The sequence below is a fragment of the Parasedimentitalea psychrophila genome, assembly GCF_030285785.1.
GTDB lineage: Bacteria > Pseudomonadota > Alphaproteobacteria > Rhodobacterales > Rhodobacteraceae > Parasedimentitalea > Parasedimentitalea psychrophila.
Window position 1 is genome coordinate 4486498 of sequence record NZ_CP127247.1, and the last position, 17622, is coordinate 4504119.

Annotated in this window: 19 protein-coding genes; 18 read left to right on the forward strand and 1 reads right to left on the reverse strand. The window is 58.4% G+C overall.

All coding sequences use genetic code 11. The features are described 5' to 3' along the window. Positions 1–8 precede the first annotated feature (8 nt). The 14 genes from QPJ95_RS21635 to QPJ95_RS21700 all read left to right on the forward strand — a co-directional run bounded on the left by QPJ95_RS21635 (position 9) and on the right by QPJ95_RS21700 (position 11801). Positions 9–320, forward strand: coding sequence for a hypothetical protein (locus QPJ95_RS21635; protein WP_270919905.1), 312 nt, complete (start codon positions 9–11; stop codon positions 318–320). Between the two features lie 63 nt (positions 321–383). Then, entirely contained in the window at positions 384–812 is a 429-nt protein-coding gene (locus QPJ95_RS21640) for a gp436 family protein (protein WP_270919904.1), read from the forward strand. Further along, positions 812–1240, forward strand: a complete 429-nt coding sequence (locus QPJ95_RS21645; RefSeq protein WP_270919903.1) for a phage tail terminator protein — start codon at positions 812–814, stop codon at positions 1238–1240. The genes QPJ95_RS21640 and QPJ95_RS21645 overlap by 1 nt, the downstream gene beginning before the upstream one ends. Continuing rightward, positions 1237–1419 carry a hypothetical protein gene (locus tag QPJ95_RS21650; RefSeq protein ID WP_270919902.1) on the forward strand — a complete coding sequence of 61 codons (183 nt, stop codon included), beginning with the start codon at positions 1237–1239 and terminating at the stop codon, positions 1417–1419. The genes QPJ95_RS21645 and QPJ95_RS21650 overlap by 4 nt, the downstream gene beginning before the upstream one ends. Further along, the gene (locus QPJ95_RS21655) at positions 1420–2355 is read left to right on the forward strand and encodes a phage tail tube protein (protein ID WP_270919901.1); all 936 of its coding nucleotides are present in this window, start codon (positions 1420–1422) and stop codon (positions 2353–2355) included. A gap of 15 nt (positions 2356–2370) precedes the next feature. Then, complete coding sequence (locus QPJ95_RS21660; protein ID WP_270919900.1) at positions 2371–2616, forward strand: hypothetical protein; 246 nt, start codon at positions 2371–2373, stop codon at positions 2614–2616. 18 nt (positions 2617–2634) lie between these two features. After that, positions 2635–2964 (forward strand): hypothetical protein, encoded by a 330-nt coding sequence (locus QPJ95_RS21665; protein ID WP_270919899.1) that lies wholly within the window; start codon positions 2635–2637, stop codon positions 2962–2964. 35 nt (positions 2965–2999) lie between these two features. Then, positions 3000–3314: a DUF1799 domain-containing protein gene (locus QPJ95_RS21670; RefSeq protein ID WP_270919898.1), complete on the forward strand. Its 315-nt coding sequence runs from the start codon at positions 3000–3002 to the stop codon at positions 3312–3314. A gap of 1 nt (position 3315) precedes the next feature. Next, positions 3316–5706 (forward strand): phage tail length tape measure family protein, encoded by a 2391-nt coding sequence (locus tag QPJ95_RS21675; RefSeq protein WP_270919897.1) that lies wholly within the window; start codon positions 3316–3318, stop codon positions 5704–5706. Next, positions 5706–6356: a hypothetical protein gene (locus tag QPJ95_RS21680; protein WP_270919896.1), complete on the forward strand. Its 651-nt coding sequence runs from the start codon at positions 5706–5708 to the stop codon at positions 6354–6356. Before QPJ95_RS21675 ends, QPJ95_RS21680 begins: the two co-directional genes overlap by 1 nt. A 5-nt stretch (positions 6357–6361) precedes the next feature. Continuing rightward, positions 6362–6955, forward strand: coding sequence for a hypothetical protein (locus QPJ95_RS21685; protein ID WP_270919895.1), 594 nt, complete (start codon positions 6362–6364; stop codon positions 6953–6955). Next, the gene (locus tag QPJ95_RS21690) at positions 6946–7362 is read left to right on the forward strand and encodes a DUF6950 family protein (protein WP_270919894.1); all 417 of its coding nucleotides are present in this window, start codon (positions 6946–6948) and stop codon (positions 7360–7362) included. Before QPJ95_RS21685 ends, QPJ95_RS21690 begins: the two co-directional genes overlap by 10 nt. Further along, on the forward strand, positions 7359–11222 hold the full coding sequence (locus QPJ95_RS21695; protein ID WP_270919893.1) for a phage tail protein: 3864 nt from the start codon (positions 7359–7361) through the stop codon (positions 11220–11222). The genes QPJ95_RS21690 and QPJ95_RS21695 overlap by 4 nt, the downstream gene beginning before the upstream one ends. A gap of 195 nt (positions 11223–11417) precedes the next feature. Then, the gene (locus QPJ95_RS21700) at positions 11418–11801 is read left to right on the forward strand and encodes a DUF4376 domain-containing protein (RefSeq protein ID WP_286018204.1); all 384 of its coding nucleotides are present in this window, start codon (positions 11418–11420) and stop codon (positions 11799–11801) included. Between the two features lie 390 nt (positions 11802–12191). Here QPJ95_RS21700 and QPJ95_RS21705 read toward each other — a convergent pair whose 3' ends face one another. Next, positions 12192–14327: an adenylate/guanylate cyclase domain-containing protein gene (locus tag QPJ95_RS21705; RefSeq protein WP_270919891.1), complete on the reverse strand. Its 2136-nt coding sequence runs from the start codon at positions 14325–14327 to the stop codon at positions 12192–12194. Between the two features lie 900 nt (positions 14328–15227). On the opposite strand from QPJ95_RS21705, the gene QPJ95_RS21710 reads away from it, so the two are divergent. The 4 genes from QPJ95_RS21710 (at position 15228) to QPJ95_RS21725 (ending at position 17448) form a co-directional block, all read left to right on the forward strand. After that, positions 15228–15656, forward strand: a complete 429-nt coding sequence (locus tag QPJ95_RS21710; protein WP_270919890.1) for a DUF2852 domain-containing protein — start codon at positions 15228–15230, stop codon at positions 15654–15656. Positions 15657–15727: 71 nt separating this feature from the next. Further along, entirely contained in the window at positions 15728–16159 is a 432-nt protein-coding gene (locus QPJ95_RS21715) for an RDD family protein (RefSeq protein ID WP_270919889.1), read from the forward strand. A gap of 84 nt (positions 16160–16243) precedes the next feature. Then, on the forward strand, positions 16244–17065 hold the full coding sequence (locus tag QPJ95_RS21720; RefSeq protein ID WP_270919888.1) for an arginyltransferase: 822 nt from the start codon (positions 16244–16246) through the stop codon (positions 17063–17065). Next, positions 17065–17448, forward strand: coding sequence for a VOC family protein (locus tag QPJ95_RS21725; protein ID WP_270919887.1), 384 nt, complete (start codon positions 17065–17067; stop codon positions 17446–17448). Before QPJ95_RS21720 ends, QPJ95_RS21725 begins: the two co-directional genes overlap by 1 nt. Positions 17449–17622 lie beyond the last annotated feature (174 nt).

Sequence of the window (17622 nt, forward strand, 5' to 3'; positions counted from 1 at the left end):
GGGCGATCATGAATGAACGCGAAACCCTGCTGGCCCGTGCCAAAGAGCTTGGCCTGGAGCTGCCCGGCAATATTTCCAACGCCAAGCTGAAAAAAGCTGTCGCTGGGAAGGAGGCGCAATTGGACGCGGCGTCTGGTGTCGGCGGTGATAAAGGGCCGGTTCAATCCAGCGATGCCGATGAGCTGGTGGACGCCATTGTTCTCGACCAGCTCAAGCACAACGGCAAGGACTACAGTCCTGACGATCCCGTTGAGCTGACCCAAAAGCAGTTTGAGCGCCTGGAGCACCTGGGCGTTGTGGCTGCCGCTGAGGCGGATTGACCAACGGGGCGGCGCTGCAACCGCGCCGCCCTCCCTTGACACTCACAAACCGGACTGCGCCCCATGGCTTACACCACGCTTCAACAGCTCATTGATCGCTACGGCGAGGCCATGTTGATTGGCCTGACCGACCGGGATGATGTGAGCACCGGCGCGGTGGATCCGGAAACCATTGACCAGGCCATTGCCTCCGCCGGGGCCCAGATCGACGGCTATGTCGGATCTCGCTATGCCCTGCCCATGGCTGAGGTACCGCCGCTCATTGCCAAGCTGGCCCGTGCGATCACCTGCTGGGAGCTGCATGTTTACGCCGCCCCGGACAAAATCACCGAGGACTACAAGGAAGCCGTCGCCACCCTGAAGGATATTTCTCGCGGCGCTGTGGTGCTGGATATTGCAGGCACCCAACCAGAGGGCAATGGCAGCAGCGGCATCCAGATCACTGACCGAAAACGCCCGCTTGAAGCCAGCAAAATGGGCGGGCTTATCTGATGATCGACGCCGTCACCGACCGGCTGAATACCCAGGTCACCGATTTGCGCGGCAAGGCTGAAACCGTGGCCCATCTGGCCGATCTGATGCGCTCTGGACGCCTGCCCGAAAATGCCAGCGCCATTGTGGTGCCGCTGGGCTTCAAGGGCGGCAAACCGGGGGATGCCACCGGCCTGTTCACCCAAGACATCAATGAGGTGATCGGCGTTCTGTTGATTACCTCGGCCCATGACAAGGCGGGGCGAAAAGCCCTGAAGCGCATCGATCCGCTGATCCGCGAAGTGGTGAGCACCCTTGCCGGATGGGCCCCTGAGGATGTCACCGGCGTGTTTCAGGTGGAGCGCGGCAAGCTGTTGTCGCTGCACCAGGGCCGGATGGTGTTTCAGATCGACTTTTCAATCACTGACCAGTTGAGGATCTCAGCATGACCAAACAGACAATTCCGCAAAAACTCCCCCAGGGCGGCGGCAGCTTTGCGCGCAAGCCCGATGGCAGCCTGAGCCAGGTCGAAAAACCGACCGCTGATCCTGTCCACAAGCCAGTCCATAACTCTGGCAAACCTGCAACGCCGACCGCCAAAGCCGGTTCCAACAAGGAGATCAAGTAAATGGCTGCCCCAAAATTCTGGAAGAATAAGCGGATGCTGTTTGCCTTAGAAAGCACCTATGGCGTCGACCCCGGCCCCACTGGTGCGGCAAACGCTGTGCTGGCTATGGACGTTACCTATAAGCCCATGGAAGGCCAGGACCAGGAGCGCGATCTGGAACAGCCCGGCATGAGCGCCAATGGCACCATCCCGACCGACCTGCACGCAACGATCAGTTTCAGCGTTGATCTCAGCGCCTCGGGCGTGGCTGGAACTGCCCCCGCCTGGGGCGCATTGTTGCGCGCCTGCGGCGTGGCCGAAACTATCTCGGCCGGGGTCTCTATCGCTTACACGCCAATCAGCGAGAGCTTTGAAAGTGGCACCTTCCATCTTGTGATCGACAAAACCCGCTATGTGTTGCTGGGCGCGCGCGGCACCGCAGAGTTTGATCTGAGTGCCCAGGCCACGCCAAAGATCAAGTTCGACTTCACCGGGTTGTTTGCAATCCCAACCGAGGTCAGCGCCCCATCCGTTGTTCTGTCTGCCTGGAAAGAGCCCAAGATCGTCTCGGCCCAGAACACCCCCGTCTTCACCATCGACGCCACCCCGTTTGTGATGTCATCCGCCAAACTGACCCTGGGCAACAAGGTGGAACCGCGCTTTCTGGTCAACTCCGATCGGGTGTTGATCACCGACAAATCCGAGGGTTTTGAAACCACCGTTGAAGCGCAGCCACTAACCGATTTCGACCCCTTCACCATGGCGGCTAATATGGAGCAAGTCGCGGTCAATCTGGTGCATGGCACGGTGGGCGGCAGCATCGCCACACTTAGCCTGGCCACGGCTCAGATGCAGCGCCCCAGCCTCAGCCAGTCCCAGAACATCAAGGAATGGCCCCTGCGGCTGATCCCCCGCGCCGCCTCTGAAAACGACCAATGGTCGCTGACCCTCACATAAAGCCCCGGAGCCCAGATGTTCGACTTTCTAGACATGAGCGGATTTTGGGTACTCGCCCAAAACAGACCCATTACAGCATGGCTTATCGCTTGGGGTTTCTGGGTCATTCCAACGACTATCGGTATCCCATGCCGTTACGCATTTCTCACCTTCAACCGCTGGATGCGTCACAGAAACATTTCCAATCAAGGCTGGCCCACCGCACCTCTGATGGATGCCGACGGCGACATCGTTCACCCAAAGACTGAAACCCCCGACTAAAACCCCGGAGCCCATCCCATGTTCAACATCGTCACCATTCCCAAGTTTTCCCGAATCGTTAAAGTCCAGGTTCCAGAGGGCGATGGACATACCGAACAGACATTCAAAGCCCATTTTAAGGCCGGTAAAGACGACGGTATAATGTCGCTCAAATGGAACGAAGTTGAGCCTATTAAAAAGGCTTTGCGTGAGGTTTTGATTTCCGCTGATGAGCTGATCGACGATAAAGGCAAGCCCGTCTCCTACAACGATGAGGTGCGCGAAGGATTGTTATGCCTGACTTACGTCCGAACGGCGCTGCTCAAAGCCTACATCATCGGCCAGACCCAGGACACGTCGGGAAACTAATCTGGGCCGGGCGCGCCTGGGTTCGGGGCGCGCTCATGGATACCGGGCCCAATGACGAGGACCAAAGTGAGTGTGAGCTGCTGGGCATCCCGCTGGACGACATCGGGCCCGGCTTTGACCAGGACCTGGGCGTATGGGCGGCAAACGTCGATGCGGTGGAAGCCTTCCTGGACGTCACCACCCAGTTCATCCGCCTTGCCATGCCGGACGGCACGTTTCGGGTGACGGGGCTGAACTACCCAGGCGCACAGGCCGCCTGGCAAATGGCCGGCCTAAAAATAACCCCGGATCTGTTTGCCCAGGTGCAGATGATCGAACGCGGCGCATTGGCCGAATGGAACGGAAACTGACATGTCTTTTGTAGTCTCAGGAAAGGTTTTGATGGACGGTGCTCAGGCCATTACTGAGCTCAAAGAGATCAAAGCCGCCAAGGATAACGTCAAAAAGGCGACCGTCGAAGTCAACGCAGCCGAAAAGACGGCAACATCCACCACCCGGAAACTCGGGGCTGCTTCAACCACGGCCGCAGCCAAAGCCAAGGCCCTCGCAGTCGCCGAAAAATCCGCGGCCCGCGAAGCCATGACCATGGGCAATTCGCACCGGGTCGCGGCGGGCCAGGTTGGCAACCTCACAGCCCAGTTCAACGATATCGGCGTGATGATGGCGGCCGGACAAAACCCACTACAGCTTGCCATTCAACAGGGTACGCAAATCAGCCAGGTCATCGGTCCAATGGGCGCGGCCGGAGCCGTGGCATCCCTCAAGGCCGGGTTTCTCGGCATGATCAGCCCCATCAGCATCATCACAATCGGCTCCATTGCGGCCGCCGCCGCCATGTCAAACTGGCTGACCGGCGCGGACGAGGATGCCGAGACCCTGGAAGAAGCGATCCAATCGGTGGGTGACGCCATTGATGCCTTTGCAGAAAAATCCCGCTCTGCCCGCCAGAGCACCGCCGATATGCTGGCCGAGTTCGGGACCGCCTCCCCGGCCCTGCGGCTGGTCCTGGCTGACCTGGCGGCTCTGGCCAAATTTGACGCCTCGCAGGCGATGGACGCGACTGCGGTCAGCATCCGTAATTTGGTTCTGGAGCTTTCATTCTGGGACGACCGCAGTTCTGTCTCTGCCGCTCAGGACTTCCTTGGCCTGAATTCAATTCGGAAAAGTGCCCGCGCAGCCGGTGCCGAGTTCGCCAAAAATCTGGCGATCTTAGACAGCAGTGAAGAGCCCGCCACCAAACTGCAAGCTGCTCTGGACGTGCGGGACATGCTGCTGGAGGCCTCTGGCGGATTGGAAAAGCTCAACGCGCAACAACGGGAATTCTATGACGGTCTGGCCGGGTTGATCCGCAATCTGGAAATCTTCGCCGGCCGCCTGCAGGAACCCTGGCTGGAGCTGAAGAAAACCGGCACCGACCTGTGGTCCAGCATGACCGCCTCGGCCCAGGACTATCTGAGCCAGCGGGTTAAAATCGAGACCAACGCCCGCAACATGTTGGCGCAGCTTCAAAGTGAAGCGGCAATCCAGCAAGCAATCGCGGTTCATGGCGAAGGCAGCGTCGCTGTCGCCGAACAACGCCTGTCCGCAGAACGCGCAATCTATAAGCAGCAAACGGATGCGCGAGACATTGCAGACGAGCTGAAAGTTGAGCTTCTGGCCGCCTGGGACGCCGCCAACAACGTCGCGGATGTCGACATGGCTGGCAACATTAGCCTGGCAGCAGACGAGGCCCACCGGCTCACTCAGAACCTGGTCAAAGCTCGTGGTCAAGAAATCATGTCTCGCGTCAGGCAGAACCCGGATTTCAACGATCCACGCGGAGAAGGCGCTGGAGCGGGCAATTCGGACTACGTGTACCAGGACCAGGACTTGCCACAGGTTGTCCTGCCGCCAAATCCGAGCAAAAAGCGCGGTGGCGGAGCCAGCCAGGCCGACGCAGAACGCGAGGCAATTGAACGGCTGATTGCCAGCGAACGCGAACGGCTGGAGATCCTGCGCGAGACAGATCCGGTCATGCAGGAAATGATCCGTGTCCGCGATGTCCTGAAAGGTGCCACCGACGCCGAACGCGAGGCTGTCGAGGCCCTGATCCGCGAACGGCTGAAAGAACAGGCCGCGATTGAGCTCACAGAACAGGCAGCCGATTTTCTCGACACCAATATTCAAACCCTGGCCGAGGGTTTGGTTGCGGGCGGCGAACAGGCTGCGGATGCCTGGAAACAGGTCGAAGCCGCCATTCTTGCGGCCGCGCTGCAGGCGCTGCTGCTGGGGGAAGGCCCCTGGGCAGATCTGTTTGGAATGGGTGGTGAGGGTGGCGGTCTGACCGGACTGGTCCTTGGTGCCATTGGCCTGGCCGAGGGCGGCACGGTTGGCACCGTTTATGGCGACGGCGGCAACACGGGCGACAAAGTCCCCGCCTGGCTATCCGCTGGTGAAACCGTTGTGACCGCCAAGGCAACCCGGCAATACCGCCCGCTGCTGCAGGCGATGAATGACGGCGTCGAGATCCCCGGCCTGGCCAGCGGCGGCACCATCGGCCTGCAATCAGCGGCCCCCCTTTCCGGCGCGTCGTCCTCCGGGCAGACGGCCGCTCTGGTGCGCATCGTCCCCAGCCCGCTGTTCAAGGCCGTGGTTGAAGAACAATCTGCTAATATTACAGTTGAGTTGCTTGAAGACTATGACCGCAACCAAGTGCCGGAAACCGTCAAACGCACCCTGAATGATTCCCGGAGTGTTGGATAATGGCGCTCACCTGGCCCCTGCCCCTCAGCGCGTTTTTTGACAGCCTCCCCGTCCAGAGAGTGGCGTTCCAACTGGCCAATTCAGTCACCCATTCAGAGACCGGTGGCGGCGAGGTCATCAGCCACCGGCGCGGCGCGCGGCTTTGGACCGGCAAGATCATCCTGGACAAGGATTACCATGCGTCCTGGGCGGCCATTGAGGCGCGCCTGTCCCTGCTGGAAGAACCCGGCGCGTCCTTTTTGCTCAAGGATCTGCGGATGCCAGGACCGATTGCGGATCGCGACCATAGCCTGCTGGGGGCGGCCATTCCAAAGATCGCCACCCTGGACAGTAACAACCGGGAAATGACCGTAAAGGGTTTGCCTCCCTGGTATGTGGTCTCTCAAGGCGACCTGCTTGGGTTTACCTACGGAACCGATCCAATCCGCTACGCCTTTCACCGCGTGGTGACAGGCGGTATCACCGATGCCTTTGGCATCACACCCAACATCGAAGTGACCCCGTTTATCCGCCCCGGCGCGCAAGTGAACGCGGTGCTGACATTGGGCAACCCGGTTCTGAAAGCAAAAATCACCAGCGCCGAATACGGCAACAGCCGATCCATCATCAGCGAAGGCGGGTCCATCAACTGGACCCAGACCTTGAGGTAATCCAAATGCCCAGCATTGCGCCAGCCGTACAACAGCAACTTGCAGAGCGACGGGGAACCGACGCCCATGTGCTGCTGTGGATAACCGCCAAGAACCGCGACACCGGCGCGCCGGAGACCATCGGGTTCTGGACCGGCGACGATCATCAGGAGTTCCTGATTGGCGGCGAGATCCGCAGCTATTTCGGCGCCGGAGACGTCATCGATGCGCCGCCGATCATCGCCAGCAAGGGGTTTCAGGTGCGCAATTACCGGATCAGCCTGCCGCCGCTGGTGAATGAGGTCAAAACCCTGATCCGCCAATTTGAACCGCGCCTGGCGAAAGTGGAAATCCACTCCTGCCCGCTCGACATCGACAGCGGCAATGCTCTGGCTGAACCTCTGCGGATGTTCAAAGGGCTCTTAAATGAGGCCCCGGAGGAACTGGGCCGCAAGGGAGGCCAGAGCCGCACCGAGCTGGTCCTGGTGACCTCGGCCCGCAGTCTGACACTGGCCCTGCCCCTGAAGCGGTCCAACGCCGAGCTGCAGCGCCGCAGCCCAAGTGACCTGGGTCGCGAATACAGCGACATAGTCGGCGAATGGGTGGTGCCATGGGGATGATAGCAACAGAGCGCGCGACAGATCTCTTGGCCTATCTGCGCGGCATCCGTGCCCATGGCGCGCATGTTCGCCCAAGTACCTTTGACTGCGCTTTCTATGCTGCTGGTTGGGTCCAGATCTGCACCGGAAAAGACCTGACGGCCAAATGGCGAGCACAGTACAAATCCTTTGATGAGGGCCGCGCGCTGCTACGTGAGGCCGGTTTCCCGGACTTGGCTGATCTGGCCGCTGCTCACTTAACCGAAATCTCTGGCTGGGCCCAGTCGCAGGTCGGTGACATCGCCGCCATGACAGAGGACGGCCACACGGCCCTGGGCATCATTGGGGGCCAACAGATCCACGTCCTGTCCCTGAAGGGCCTTGATTATGTGCCGCTCGGCCGGGCAATCCGGGTGTTTCGCCCATGAGGATCTTAGCGCTCTCTGTCTTATGTTTGCTGGCGCTTAGCCAACCTGCTGATGCGGCTCCAGTTGCGGCAGTCCTCGCCACTCTGGGAACCGCTTTCAAAGCAGCCATCACGATCAAAGCTCTTGCCGCCACCGCCCTGAGGGCTCTGGTCAAGGTCGGGATCTCGCTACTGATCTCCAAGCTCACCCAGAGCAAGCAACGCCAGCCCGGCCTGCAAACCACACATACAACAACAGGCGGCACAGATCCCCAGGGCACGGTCATCGGTCTCTATGCCACCGCAGGCCATCTGGTCTATCACAACAGCCACGGCAGCCATCACCGCTACCTGACCCATATTGTCGAGGTCGGCGATCTGCCCGGCGTGACCCTGAGCCGGGTCATCATTGACGGTGAATATTCTGATCTGGGCACTGTGGAACATGCCAATTTTGGGCGACCCATCCTGTCCAAGGATAGCGGCTCCACCCACCGCGCCTGGATCCGCTTCATGGACGGCACACAGGCGGCCGCCGACCCATATCTGATGCAGGTCTATGGCAATGATGCCGAGCGCCCCTGGACCATGAACCACATTCTCACCGGTCTGACCTACGCGATCTTGACCTTTGACCGCCTGGACAAGGTCTATCCCCAGGGACGCCCACAATACCGGTTTGAGCTGAACGGCCCGCGCTTTTACGACCTGCGCCTGGACAGCAGTGCCGGTGGCAGTGGTGCTCACCGCTGGGACGATCCAACCACCTGGGCCCCAACGCAGAACGCCATGGTCATTGCCTACACGATCCTGCGCGGCATCACCCTGCCCTGTGGCAGTGTCTGGGGCGGCGGCTACCCGGCCGAGGACCTGCCCGTCGCCCATTGGATGCAGGCCATGCAGGATTGTGATCTGGGTGTTGGCGCGACGTCCCGGCCGCAGTTTCAAATAGGCTTTGAAATCCGGTTTGAAGAAGAGCCCGCCGACGTCCTGGAGGAGCTGTTTTCCTCGGCCAACGCTGAGATCTTTGAACTGGGCGGCTATTGGTATCCTAATGTTGGGGCGGCCTCGGCCTCTGTCGTGGACATCACCGACGACGATCTGCTGGTGTCCGAGACCTGGCAGTTCAACCCGTTTCCGCGCGTTGACCAGACCTTCAATGCGGTGACGATTTCGCACCCGTCGCCCAATGCCCTATGGAACCCGGCCACATTGGAGACAATCACCAATGAGCTTTGGGAGATCGATGACGGTGGCGAGCGGCTGTTTGATCTAAAGCTGCCCATGGTGTCATCGCCGGAACAATGCAGGCAGATCGGCCAAAGCCTGCTGAAGGAAAACCGACGTTTCCGCAGCCACAAGGTGCCATTGCCGCCAGAGTATTTCTTCCTGCAGCCGATGAATTCCCTGCGCTGGACCTCCGATTGGAACGGCTACAGTGCCAAGACATTCCAGCTCTCAGAGGTCGCCTATGACCTGCGCACCCTGAATGTCTCGGTCAGCTTTCGCGAAAACGATCCCGCAGACTTTGACCCGGATTTGACCCTGGAGCTGCCTGACATTGCGCGCGTCACTACGCCGGTCGATGTCACCGATGACGGGGTTCCGGGCTTTGCGATCTATGGCGTTGCGGTGCAAGACGCCGCTGGAGTTGATCGGGACGCGGCCATCCGCGCGACCTGGTCTGACAGTCTTGAAGGCGTTGCCGATGGCGTCTCCTTTGAGGCGCGGATTACCGGCACGACGGAGAACTACCTGTCTGCCAGCACCACCGACCTGGCCCTGGGCGAGTTGCTGCTGATGCCAGTCCTGCCGGGGCAGGATTATGAGGTCCACGCAAAGGCCATTGCCTCCAGTCGAGAAACCACCTGGTCGATTTGGTTGCCTGTAACAACGCCAGATGTCCGCCTTAGCCCGGCTGATCTCAGTGACCAACTTCAAGCCGACATTGCAGTGGGCGCCACGGTACGCGATGCCCATAACGCCCTGATTGAGGGCTTTACCGGCACCAACCTGGGCCAGCTTGAAATTGATTACCTGGCGACGCAGGAGGAGGCAGATGCCGCTGCTGGTTTTGCGGCTGACGCCGAGATCAGCGAGATAAACGCGGCGCTGTCTGAGCTGGGGTCGGAGGACGCCCGTGCCATCGCCGTCAGCGCAAAGGATACCGCCGTGGCGGTGTCATCGCAGGGCGTTGGGGTTCTCTCCAGTCAGTTCATGCCTGGAGATTGGCTAGCTTGGGGCACCGGCCCGACGCGCACCGCAAACGAGATTTATGCAACCGGCCAGACCTTTGCCTGGGACGTTGTGTCTGGGGTAAACGCTGGCGCTCAATTGCAGTCCGACAGCGCGGCCTGGGTTGGATCCAAGGGCGCGGCGGCCTACCGGGTGGAAGTCGAGTTTGAACTGCTGACTGGCTCGGCGGATGGTGCTTGCGTACTGTTTGACTGGCGCAATACCAGCAACGCCCTGTCCCGCGCCACCAAGCTTCTGGCGGATATGGTTTCCGAGCCAATCACCACGGGCCAGATCATGCTTGCCTCTTGGGTCTTTGAGCGGCCCTCGGGCTTTACGGGGGTGTTTGACCATCACAGTGTTTTTCTGTTGGCGAATTGGAACAACATCACCCCCAATGCGGATAAGCACATCAAGATCCACCGCGCCCAGATCCAGCCGCTGACAATAACCGATGCGGGCGTTCTGGATCAGGCCTCGGCCATTGCGGATCTGGTGGGTAATGCCAGCGCGGGCTATCTGATTAAGGCACAGGCGGGCAATGAGGTGTCGCTGCTGGATCTGGTCGCGGCGGATGGGTCCGATGGCACTGTATCAGTGGCTAGGCTGGCGGCAGATACAATCCTGCTGGATGGCACTGTCAGGACCGCTCATATGCTTGTTGATAGCTCTCTGGAAATCCTGGAAGGCGGGGCATTCAGCTACGGCAAGACCAGCGCCGGTGACACGATCAACGATGGTCTATACATGGGGCGGGACACCGACTTCGGAGGTAATCCGGGCTTTGGATTCATCGCCGGTCGTATAGATGACAACGGTGATGAACAGCGTATTTCTATCTCCAAAGACTCTGGACTGACCCTCAAGAACGCCGTGTTCACTATCGGGGCGTCAACCGCGACCGGGGCGGTGTATACCACTTCCCAAAACGTCGCACTCACAGTGGATAGCGTGTTTGGTCTGTTGTTGGTTGGCGCAGGTGGTGGACCGGGGCCCAATGGCAATGGGTCTGGCGGGGGATCTAATGGCGGGAGCACTGTGGTTGTCCTGCGTGACGGCGTTACCGTGATCCAAACTTGGACCGCAGCTGGGGGACAAAAAGGGGCTAACAGCGTCCACACTGGGGAGATCGGACCCTATTCCCCTTATGGTAACGGGCTTGACGGTGCTGACGGTGAGCAGAACCATGACACCAATATCGCTTCTGGTAAGGGCGGGAAGGCAGGTAAAAGCACGTCAGTCATAGATTACGACCTGGCGGGTCTCACCAGTCCCAACATAGAAATCACGTTCAACACTGGGGGCGCCAATAACGGGAAGGTGGACGTGCTGGAAGCTGGTGGCGCTGATGTACGTGCCGGGCCAATCTCGGCCACCTCTACGGCCCAAGGGACGATCACCACTCAAGGTACTGGAACGTGGGTGGACTTCCCCACTTTGTACCCAAGGACGGGGTACTGGATCATCAACAACGTCAAGGATGACGTGACTATTGATTTTGGGGATGGCACCACCCGATTGTTTGCCGAGGGGAACTGGACGTGGAGCCTGGCGTTCATCAGTAACGGCACCCCCCGAATAAAATGCAACGCAAGGACAGTGCAATACACCTACTGGCCCATCGGGGCTGACCAGGCGTCAGCGTAACGAAAGAGAAACACCATGCCGAGCACCAAGCATTTGCTGTACTACGACCCCGTAACCCGAACCGGGAGGTCCACTATGAAATTCGTGGGCGATCCTATGCCTCCGTCACCTCCTGAAAACCCCTACGTTGACGTTACCGAACTCGGGCTTGATATCCCCGACCCCTCCCAGTGGTGTATATCCCCGGAGGGCATCGTGTCTAAAACCGGACGACCGGGCCGCCGTGACGAGGTAGATGAGGAAAGGGATCGTAGGATCACTGCCGGGTTCACCTTCCAGGGGCATGTGTTTGACTGTGATGCGGCGTCCCGGCAGAACATTTCCGGTGCCGCCACCTTGGCCATTGGCGCGATGGCGTCAGGGGCGCTGGCCGGTGATCTGCGCTGGCATGGCGCGGCGGATGATTTCGCCTGGCTCTCCCAGAACAACGCGGCCGTGCCGATGGATTCGCAGACGGTGTTCGCCTTTGGGGCAGCCGCTGCGGAACACGTGCGGCTGCATGTCTTTGCCGCCCGCGTGGTCAAGGACATGGCGCTGATCCCGAATGACTACCAAGACGACAGCTATTGGCCTTCCTGACGGGAGGCTAAGGGGTGCGCGAACGCCCATTAACCCAGCGTTTGAAGCGCTGAAAGTGGAGCTTTTGAACTGGGCGTGAGCCCCGTTCAAGACATCGGCCATCACTGAATAGGCCTTAGCACGACTGCTCTGCAGGCATTTTCGGCCATTCACGGTTGTTGACCCAATTGGTGCTTTCGGCCCATTGCTGACCTTGACCGGTGGTGCAGTGAAGGTCCGGTTCGCCCTGCTTGCTGGATGATGCGGCGAACACAATGGGTAGGGGAAGAGGCTAAAACCTGGAAAGAAAAGTTCGTGAACTGTACCTACCCCGACAAACGTCGTTGGGGAAACGGCCAATTGTCAGGTCAATTTGAATTTAAATCACCATTCATCTGTTCTCCTGTTCAGCTACTTCGTTTTGAAGCTGTAGACGCCGTCCCATCCCTTATCCGGTGGATGTGCGATGAATTTTCGGCATCTTTGGATATAGGTCTCGACAAGCGCCTGGCTCGAAGTTTTTCCAAGATGATCTTCGAATGCGACAAGCGCCTCCGTCCAGTTCTCCGACCTGTAAAGCTCGTAACAGATGTTCCAGCTCTGGATTTCCCGCCTGATCTCGGGGCTGGCTGGATAAGTACCTCCGACATCCTCTTCCCCCAGAAGTTCGAATATCCGAATGGGTTTGGTTGTACCTACGGGGGACACGGTATCAACTTCTCGAACGCAGAACAAACCTTCGGTGCGGCGCACGACCGGCTCGGTCACCAGCGCTCGCGTGCCATACACCTTTCCTAACCCTTCAACTCTCGAAGCCAGGTTAACGCTCGAACCCAGTGCCGTGTACTGCATTCGAGACAAGGAGCCGACGTTGCCCACAATCACTGTACCACAGTGCAAACCGAAGCGCGTATGAAGCGGGACAAGCGGCGAGGACAGATTGCTGGCGTTGATTTCGGCCTCTGCCTGCAAGCAGGCCAGTACGGCGCGGCAGGCATGTTCGCAGTGGTTGTCATCGACTTTCTGCGCGTTCCAAAGCGCCATTACCGCATCGCCAATATACTTGTCGACGGTTCCGTCATGGGCAGTGATCTGCTTTTCCATGGCTTCGAAATACTCCGACAAGGCCGGCATCAGCGCTTCGGGCTCGAGGTTCTCTGTCCTTGCCGTAAAACCTTGTAGATCCGAGAACATGATCGTGACTTCGCGGGATAGACCGCCCACAGCGACATTTTCACCTTTTGCAATAATAGAGCGAACAAGTTCCTTTGGGACATAGGCCCCGAAGCTTCTCAATCCCGCTTTCATGCTCGACATGGCATGGTTGAGGTCGGAAACCTCCCTAATGGACGAGTGCAAGTCGAGATCGTCAGTCAGATCGAAATCCCTGATCCGCCGTGCCTCTTCCGCTACGAGCCGCAGTTTCTGGCTGAGCATGCGCGCAACCAGAACAGTGATCGAGATCGCAAGGGCAAGAGCCACTGCACTTATTTTCAGCACCTGTGCTGTCGTTTGCTTGATGGCGCCGACGAATTCGTCCTCGGGGACCGCGAAACCTATAATGGGCTGTGTCCCAAACATCTCAGGGATCGGCGCGACTGACCCGATGTACATCAGGTTGTCGCTTTCTGCGGAAAACCGGAAGAACGGCTGCCTGTTGTCAATCCAGTGCGATACAGCTGAGGCGATCACGTCGCTTTCGATGGCAATCTGTCCTTCGATGTCCGTATTGACAAAGCGTGCCCCGTCTCCTGACGCGCGGGTTCCGGAGTATAATGTCAGCTGATCATTTTGGTTCACCATGAATACCAGACCTTCGTCTCCGATCCGGATGGCCTCAAAGTTCTTCAAGAGGGTCGACGTGGTGATATCCGCACCGGCAACACCGATCACAGCGCCGGTTTCGTCCAGAATGCGCTTCGCGAAGGTGACGCCCAGCCGCCCGGTGCTTTCGAAGCGATACAGTTCCGTGACAAACAGCCCATCGTTTTTTAGGGCACCTTCGTACCAAGGCCGTTTCCGCGGATCAAAATCCACCGGACCCTGGGCGAACTTCACTGACTGCCCAGTATTCGTGGCCCAGAAATACTGTTCTACTCTGGCGTCGTCAGGGCCGTCGATTACCCGCAACACACGCCTGACATTGTCCGGCACCTCACTATTATCAGGCCCGAAGGTCAGAACATCGTCCGTCAAAGCGATATTCTGATAGAACGCGCCACTATCTTCGAGGCCAAAATAAACTCCATAAAATTGCTCATCGCCCTCTATCAGTGCGTGAAGAACATTCAGAGTTTCAAGAGATCGGGCGCCTTCCGGGAATTCCGTAACAAGAGAGGCAACAACATCAACGACGCGGCCAGTTTGAGACTTCGCTTCCAAAATGGCCCCGACCGAGAGCTTTCTCGCTTCGCGCATATCTTCCCGCGCTGTCTGCAACGCAAGGTCGCGATTGCCTACATAAAGGAAAATGACAACGATCCCGAGCATGGCGACAGTGATAAACGTAAAGGCGGTGGCCACGCCTACCTGAAGGCGAACTTTCACGATACTGGCGGCTCGAATGACGTTTCAAGACTGTCCGGACTAATCAATATTCGGTTCCCAATTAGTGTTCCATTCCCGACTTATAGCAGAGAGACTTGTGGTGTCAGACAAATTCTAACTCGTCTCTTCTAGTCCAGCGTCACTGCCCTTTGTGGGGACAGTTAGAAAATCTCGATAAGAGAGTGTCTCTGGCATTTAGCGGTTTCAGCGAGCTGTTGCTTTGACAGCTCAGAAGACGTTCACGTTTCGCGCGGCGAACGGCCGCTTTCCGCCCTTAGTTACGACTTTCTGCGCCAGCAGAATTGGTCACATTGGACGCGGAGCTGCCGTTACTGATGGCCAGGCAAACCCAAGTATTGCACGAAATTACGGAGCTGGCTGGTCAGAAGTCCGGCCCCTTCAAACCCCGTTTAGAGACCGTTTAAAGAAGTGGCCAAACCGGTGATTTGAACGATTTGAGCCGCTGCCCGAAAAGTTACTGCAATTATCTCTGTCCAAAAACGCCGAGGCTGCGCTGTACAAATCTGAGGCCGGGCAACGTCTCAGATCATCGCCCAGGACCCATCACCCAAATTGACCGGGTAATTGCGATTTGATATTTTGAAGTGCTTCCAACGCACTGCCAGTGACTTGCATTAAAAACGCCGCTAAAGTGGCTGAAACTCAAAAACGAGTTGCTGCAACTTTCTCTGTCCATCCGTGCAAGAAAGTCTGTCCGGCTACACCGGCTACAACTATTTTGAGCCGCCCGCGCTATTTGGGGCAACAACGGTGAATGGCCAAGACCGGCTACACTCAATGTAAAAAAGATTTACATGACCCTTGCAATGCACCTGTCGGCTTCCGATATACCATAATGTGAAAGGAATTTACATTCACTCAAACCCAGGGAGACACTCAATGACCACCTACACCGAAACCGCCGCCCCGCCGCTCAGCGCACAGGGCTGGTTTTCCCGCAGCGAGTCCTGGCTGGACAGCAAAGGCAAAGGCGCCTGGATTGCCGCCATGGTTCTTGGCTTTGTATTCTTCTGGCCGGTCGGCCTGGCCCTTCTGTTTTACATGATCTGGAGCAAGAAAATGTTCTCATCCTCGTGCCGCCACCGCAGCCGTGGCAACCGCTGGTCGCGCCCTTCGATGTCCACCACCGGCAACAGTGCTTTTGATGCCTACAAAGAGGACACTCTGCACCGTCTGGAACAGGAGCAGAGCGATTTTGAGAGTTTCCTGCAGCGCCTTCGCGAGGCCAAGGACAAGGCCGAGTTTGACGACTTCATGGATGACCGCGCCAAAGCGTCCGGTGCCGATGACACCGCCAAGCACAGCTGATTACATCTCTCCCTAGACCAGTCCCCTGCCCCTGACCGGGCAGGCTCTCATATTGCGAGGACCCAAAAGCCATGACCGCCCTGCCCGATCCAGATTATCAACCGCAATTCTATCGGGCAGTGGCCAGCAAGCGACTGTTGGCCTGGCTGATCGACAGCGTCATCATCGCCGGGCTGTGCTTTGCGGTGTCGGTGATGACCGTGTTCATTGGCTTTTTCTTCTGGCCTGTGCTCTTTCTGGTACTTGGCTTTGCCTACCGTGTGGTCACCATCGCCAATGGATCAGCCACCTGGGGCATGCGTTTTGCCGGTATTGAACTGCGCAGCCTGGCCGGTCAGACATTCGACCTCCGTCTTGCCGTGCTGCATACCGCCGGGTATTCGATCTCGCTGATGCTGCCCCTGTTGCAGGTCATCTCGGTGATCATGATGTTGACGTCGTCCCGAGGCCAGGGGCTGACTGATGCCTGTCTGGGCACCGCGGCGCTGAATAGACGAGTCTGAAACCATTTCTCAGATCGGCCCTTGGCGCTTTCCACATGGGTTGTTATCATTCCGACATATCCCACGTCTTCATCCTGGAATTTCATGCGCCACACGCTCCCGATTGCCCCGCAGTTCTATGTGACTGCCCCGCAACCCTGTCCCTATCTGGCGGACAGGATGGAGCGAAAACTGTTCACTGCTCTGCAGGGGGACGAGGCGGAGCAACTGAACAACAGCCTGTCGCAACAGGGGTTCCGGCGCTCGCAGAACGTGCTGTACCGCCCCTCTTGTGCCGACTGTTCCTCTTGTCTGTCGGCCCGCATCAAAGTCTCTGACTTCAGCCTGTCGCGCAGTCAAAAACGGACGCTGCGGCGCAATGCCAAATTGGAACGCCGCGCCACCTCTCCCTGGGCCACTGAAGATCAATACGCGCTGTTTCGCCGGTATCTGGACAGTCGCCACGCAGATGGCGGTATGGCTGATATGGATGTGTTTGAATTTGCCGCCATGATCGAAGAAACGCCAATCCGCAGCCGGGTGGTGGAATACAGCAACACAGAACAAAATCAGCTGACGGCGGTGTCTCTCACCGATGTGCTCGAGGACGGGCTCAGCATGGTGTATTCCTTCTACACCCCTGACCTGCCAAGAAACTCGCTTGGCACCTATATGATCCTGGATCACATCGACATCGCCCGCGAGGCTGGGCTGCCCTATGTCTACCTTGGCTATTGGGTGCCGGGCAGTCCCAAGATGGGCTACAAGGCCAGCTTTTCCGGGCTTGAGATCTACAGCGGCGGGGGCTGGCAGCCGATGCAGGATGCCGCCGCCTTTGAAGCAGGTCTCCACCCGCTCTCAACCGACCCCATCGCCGAACAGGTTGCAAATATCAATCTTCCCGACCGACGTTTGAAGAGCCGCTAATGCAGACCCTGCATGGCTTTTCACTGGTGATCCCGGACTATGACGCGGCGATTGATTTCTATTGCGGCGTCTTGGGGTTTCAGCTGGCCGAAGATATCGACCAAGGGCACAAACGCTGGGTCCGCATTCTGCCACCCGGCGCAAGTCAGGGCAGCCTGATTCTGGCCCGCGCCGACGGTGACCGCCAATGCGGCGTCATCGGTGACCAGTTTGGCGGCCGGGTCGGACTGTTCCTGCACACGGATGATTTTGCCCGCGATCATTCGGCCATGGTCGCCAAAGGGGTGGTTTTTGAGGAAGCCCCGCGCGTTGAGCCCTACGGCACCGTCGCGGTCTGGCAGGACCCTTTTGGCAACCGCTGGGACTTGCTACAGCTGTCCTGATCGCATCTCAGCAACACCAAGGCAAAAAATCGGCCCCGCTTCATCTGGCCATAAATATCCCAGGGGTGAATTGGCCGTCCAGGCCAAGAGGGGGCAGCGCCCCCTGCGCCAGATGCAGCAAGGGGCCCCGAAGGGCCCCTTGTCATTGGTCTCGACAGTCCGTCATCCGCGGTA